At 63.3% G+C, this 5,200-nt stretch carries 4 protein-coding genes; 1 reads left to right on the top strand and 3 read right to left on the bottom strand.

Going from position 1 to position 5,200, the window contains the following annotated elements; all coding sequences use genetic code 11:
* The coding region (locus tag AC1DT3_RS11580) for a M3 family metallopeptidase (RefSeq protein WP_477465404.1) at nucleotides 1-1,709 on the bottom strand (1,709 nt) is incomplete at its 3' end.
* Between the two features lie 62 nt (nucleotides 1,710-1,771).
* Nucleotides 1,772-2,452: a dienelactone hydrolase family protein gene (locus tag AC1DT3_RS11575; protein WP_477465403.1), complete on the bottom strand. Its 681-nt coding sequence runs from the start codon at nucleotides 2,450-2,452 to the stop codon at nucleotides 1,772-1,774.
* Nucleotides 2,453-2,599: 147 nt separating this feature from the next.
* Here AC1DT3_RS11575 and AC1DT3_RS11570 point away from each other — a divergent pair, with 147 nt between their 5' ends.
* Nucleotides 2,600-4,588: an AI-2E family transporter gene (locus AC1DT3_RS11570; protein WP_477465402.1), complete on the top strand. Its 1,989-nt coding sequence runs from the start codon at nucleotides 2,600-2,602 to the stop codon at nucleotides 4,586-4,588.
* A gap of 24 nt (nucleotides 4,589-4,612) precedes the next feature.
* Here AC1DT3_RS11570 and AC1DT3_RS11565 read toward each other — a convergent pair.
* The coding region (locus AC1DT3_RS11565; RefSeq protein WP_477465401.1) for an oligopeptide/dipeptide ABC transporter ATP-binding protein at nucleotides 4,613-5,200 on the bottom strand (588 nt) is incomplete at its 5' end.

Below are 5,200 nucleotides of genomic sequence, written 5' to 3'. Positions count from 1 at the left end.
GCGCTGTGCAGGTCGAGATCGACAAAGGCGGAGGCCAGATACTCGACGGTCGAGAAACCCTGATTGAAATTGCGCGCCGCCATGAGGCGTCCGAGGAGATCCTCGGGAATCGCTTCACCCGTGCGGTAATGCGTGGCGTAACGGCGAAGGATGTCCGGTTGTGACAGCCAATGCTCGTAGAGCTGAGACGGAAGCTCGACGAAATCGGTCGACACGCTGGTTCCCGCGAGAAGGGGATAGGTCACGTCGGACATCAACCCGTGCAAGGCGTGACCGAATTCGTGGAAGAGCGTTCGCGCGTCGTCGAAACTCAGAAGCGCCGGTTCGTCCTTGCCACCCTTGGCGAAGTTCATGACGTTCACGATGATCGGCCGGATGTCGCCCGTCAGTTTTTCCTGCATGCGGAAGCTGCTCATCCAGGCGCCGCTGCGCTTCGATGCGCGCGCGAAATAATCGCCGATGAAAACGCCGAGATGCTTTCCGTCCCGGCCGATGACCTCCCACGCGCGGATATCGGGGTGGTAGCGCGGGAAACTCTGCAATTCCCTGAAGCTCAGGCCGAATAGGCGGTGTGCGGTATCGAACGCAGCCTCGATGATGCGGTCGAGCTGAAAATACGGCTTGGTCGTCGCCTCATCGAGGCTGTGCTGCGCCATTCGCACCTGTTCGGCATAGTAGCGCCAATCCCATGCCTCGATGGCGATGTTGTCTCCCTGGGATTGTGCCTGCGTCTGCAGGTCGTCACGCTCGGACATGGCGCGGGCGCGGGCCGGCTGCCAGACCGCTTCCAGAAGCTCGCGCACAGCGGCGGGTGTCTTCGCCATCGTGTCGGCAAGTTTGAAGTCGGCGAACGTGTCGTAGCCCAAAAGCTTCGCCCGCTCGGCGCGCAGCTTCACGGTCTCGGCGATGATCGCTTTGTTGTCCGTTTCGCCGTCGAGATCGCCGCGCAAGGCCCATGCCTTGAAAGCCTGTTCGCGCAAGTCGCGCTGGCTCGAATATTGCAGAAACGGCTCGATGCTCGAACGCGAGAGCGTGATGACATGTTTCCCTGGGAGGCCGGCATCCGCAGCGGCTTGCGCGGCCGCTTCCCGCAGAAAGGGGGGAAGTCCCGCCAGATCGGATTCATTGTTTAGAACCAGTCTGTAGGACGTCTCGTCGGCGAGAACGTTCTGCGAGAATTGCGTTCCGAGCGTCGCCAGACGCTCCACGATCGCAGCGAGACGGGCTTTGTCGTCGCCTTTGAGCTGCGCGCCCGCGCGGACGAAGATCGTGCGATAGCGGTCGAGGACGCGCTTTTGCTCCGCACTCAGCGCGATCGTTTCGCGCCTTTCGTACAAATCGTCGACGCGCTGAAACAGATCTTCGTTCATGAAGGTGCTGTTGCGGTGCTTGGCGAGGAGCGGCGCCATTTCTCGCTCGATCGCCTGAATCGCCGGGTTCGTATGCGAGCCGGCAAGGTTGAAGAAAACCGAACTGACGCGCTTCAGCGCAGCGCCGCTCTTCTCGAGCGCTTCGATGGTGTTCGAGAAACTCGGCGTTTCCGCATTGGCGGCGATGCTACGGATTTCGGCTTGCTGCTCGTCGAGCGCCTTGTCGAAGGCGAGCTTGTAGTGATCGGGTGTAATCTGGTCGAAAGGCGGCAATCCGAACGGCTCCGTCCACGCGCCGAAAAACGGGTTGGTGGTCGGTGTTTTGTCGGATGCGGCCATGGTCGTCCCTCGTCGTGTCGATTCGAGGCAACGTAGCGGTCTGCAAGCGCGGCGAAAAGCCCTCAGGATGAGCCTGGGACGGCAGGCGGCAGGTGCGTCGCGAGGAATGCAATGACGCGCTGTATGGCGTCGGCTTGCGCCTTGCCGCGAAATCCGTGGCCCTGTCCGGGATAGATGTGGATCTCGTAGGGAACACCCTGGCGCTTCACCAGCGCTTCGATCGCGTAGGCGTTCGCGACGGGGACGATGGCGTCGAGCACGCCGTGCAGGATCAGCGTCGGCGGCAGGCGCCCGGTATTGGTCAGGGCGCCGATGGGGAGCGGTCCGAAATAATCGACCAGGACCTTGATGCGCTCGTCCGTGCCAGCGATCGCAAGCCCGAGGGCGGCGCCGAGCGAAACGCCGATGATGCCGATTCGCTCCGGGTCGACCTCCGGCCGCAGCGACAGCCAGTCGATGGCATCGCGCACGGTTTCCAGCCATGGCCCGAAATTCTGAAACAACGTCGCCAGCGACACGTGCCATTCTTCCGTACGGTCGAGATAATGGATCAGAAACACACGGTATCCCGCGGCGGCGAGCGCATTGGCCCCTTCGCGATAGCGGGTGTTGACCTTCAACCCGTCGGCGCCGTGCAGGATCAAGAGCGCCGGACGAGGGTCCGACCCCGCCGTGGCGATCGCTTCAACGGAAATGGTCGTCTCGCCGCTCTGGAAGCTGAAATGCTCGGTCGCAACCTTCATCGTGTTCCATAACATCCTTGGACCGGTAACCTTAGATCATTTTTGCTGCAGTGCAAAAAGAAGCTCCGGCCAAGCTTGTTGGATCGTTCGGCGCGCTTGAGCGTTGATGATCGCCGTGGGGCGGGTCTCGCGGCGTGAGGGACCGCAATGCCAAGCTCTGATCTCGTCCCACCGCCGCAGCAAAACCGGGTGATGCCTCCCAACGTGCCGGGCGTCTCGGGCCTCCTCACGTTCACCGTCGTCGCTGGCGTTCTCGCCGTCCTCTATGTGGGGCGGGAGATCTTCCTGCCGGTCACGATGTCGATTCTGCTCGCCTTCGTCATCGCCCCGTTCGTCGATGTCTTGCGGCGATGGCACCTCGGCCGGATTCCCTCGGTGATCATCGCGGTCCTGCTGGTCCTTGGGATCTTAGGGTCGCTCGGCAGCGTGATCGGCTATCAGGTGGCGGGCCTCGCCACCGAGCTCCCGACCTATCAGGCCACGGTACGCGAGAAACTGTCGACACTGCGAGAGGGCATGATCGGACGCCTACCGGCGATGGTGCGCAGCATCGGCCACGAATTGAACAAGGCCACCCGCGAAGCCGAGCCCTCCCAGCCGCCGGCAGCAGCGGCGGCGACGCCGGCGCCCGCGAACCCGGAGCCGGGTCCGTTGCCGGTGGAGGTGCACCAGCCGGATCCGACGCCACTTGAATTGGTCCAGAACATCCTCGTCCCGGTTCTGAAGCCCTTTGCGACCACAGGCATCATCCTCGTGGTCCTGATCTTCATCCTGTTGCAGCGGGAGGATCTGCGCRATCGCATGATCCGGCTGTTCGGATCCAGCGACCTACACCGCACGACGATCGCGATGGACGACGCGGCGCGCCGGCTGAGCCGGTTCTTCGTGACGCAGCTCGCCCTCAACGCGACCTTCGGCGTGTTCATCGCGGCTGGATTGTGGGTCATCGGGGTGCCAAGTCCGTTTCTGTGGGGCATCTTTGCCGCGCTGATGCGGTTCGTTCCCTATATCGGGTCGATCATCGCGGCGGCTTTCCCCGCCATGTTGGCCGCTGCCGTCGATCCCGGCTGGTCGATGGCGATCATGACGCYCGCGCTGTTCGTGATTTCCGAGCCGGTCATGGGGCAAATCGTCGAGCCGGTGGTGTACGGACAAAGCACCGGCCTGTCGCCTTTCGCCGTCGTCGTGTCGGCGATCTTCTGGACATGGTTGTGGGGGCCCGTCGGCCTCCTGATCGCGACGCCGTTGACGTTGTGTCTCGTCGTCCTCGGGCGGCACGTGGAACGCCTCGAATTCCTGGACGTCCTTCTCGGCGACCGTCCCGCCTTGTCGCCGGCCGAAAACCTTTATCAACGCATGCTGGCAGGTGATCCGGACGAGGCGCTCGAATCGGCGGAGCAATTGCTCAAGGAGCGGTCCCTATCGTCCTATTACGACGATGTCGCTCTCGGCGGATTGCAGATCGCGGCGAACGATTCGGCGCGCAATGTCTTGACCGGGCCGCAGCTCGAGCGTGTCGTCGGCGTGATGGAAACCTTGATCAACGATCTCGGCGCGCACGAGGACGTCGAGCCCGGACCAACCGATTCGGTGAATAGCACCGAGAGCGAGGCGAAGGACGAGCAGGAGAAAGCCATCGTCGTGGAGCCCGGCCAGACGATCGATGAGAGCTGGCGAGCCGATGGAGCCGTCATGTGCATCGCCGGTCGCGGTCCTCTCGACGAGGTGGCGGCCGACATGCTCGCGCAGCTCCTCGGCAAGCACAATCTCGGCGCGCAGGTCGTTCAGAACGAAGCGGTCACCCGCGCGAACATCGCGCGACTGAACGCGACGGGCGTGAAGATGATTTGCGTCTCGTATCTGGAATTCGGCGGCGCGCCTGCGCATCTGCGCTATCTCGTGCGCCGCCTGCGCAAGCATCTGCCGGATGTCCCCGTCCTGGTGGGAATGTGGCGGGCGGATCTCGCCGCCGGCGCCGAATCCCTATGTACGGCGATCGACGCGGATCACTGCGTCAGCTCGCTGAGGGATGCGGTGTCTCGCTGTATCGAGGAGGCGCAGTCGCAAAGCGACGTGCAGCCGCCGGCCGCGACGTTCGAGCAGCCGGTCGCATTGCCGGCTGCGCGATCCGCTTGATGGCAAAATGCGCGTCAGGCGAGACTAAGCCGCCTTCTCGAGAAAGTTCTCGGCGTAGTGGCACGCGACTTTGCGGCCGTCGAGTTCGCGCAGGATCGGCCGTTCTGCACGGCAGCGGTCCGTGACATAGGGACAGCGTGTCGAGAACACGCATCCCGTCGGCGGGTTGAGCGGCGACGGTAGTTCGCCCTTCAGCACAATGCGCTCGCGCTTGGCACCCGTCACACCCGGTGTCGAGGACAGAAGCGCCTGCGTATAGGGATGCAGCGGACGCGCATAGATGCGCTCCTTCGGGCCCTGCTCGACCACGTTGCCGAGATACATCACGAGCACATCGTGAGCGATGTGCCGGACGACGCCGAGATCGTGCGAGATGAAGAGATAGGCGAGGCCCAATTCCGCCTGAAGGTCGGCGAGAAGATTGAGAACCTGAGCCTGGATCGACACGTCGAGCGCCGATACCGGTTCGTCCGCGACCACCAGCTTCGGCGAGAGCATCAGCGCGCGGGCGATCGCGATACGCTGGCGCTGCCCACCCGAGAACATGTGCGGGTAGCGGCTGTAATGTTCCGGCCGCAGACCGACCTTGGTCATCATTGCGCGTGCGCGTTC

It is taken from the genome of Microvirga sp. P4_G7 (assembly GCF_056401005.1).
The sequence above is the reverse complement of the archived record's forward strand: the minus strand, read 5'-3'. Positions and strand labels throughout refer to the sequence as shown.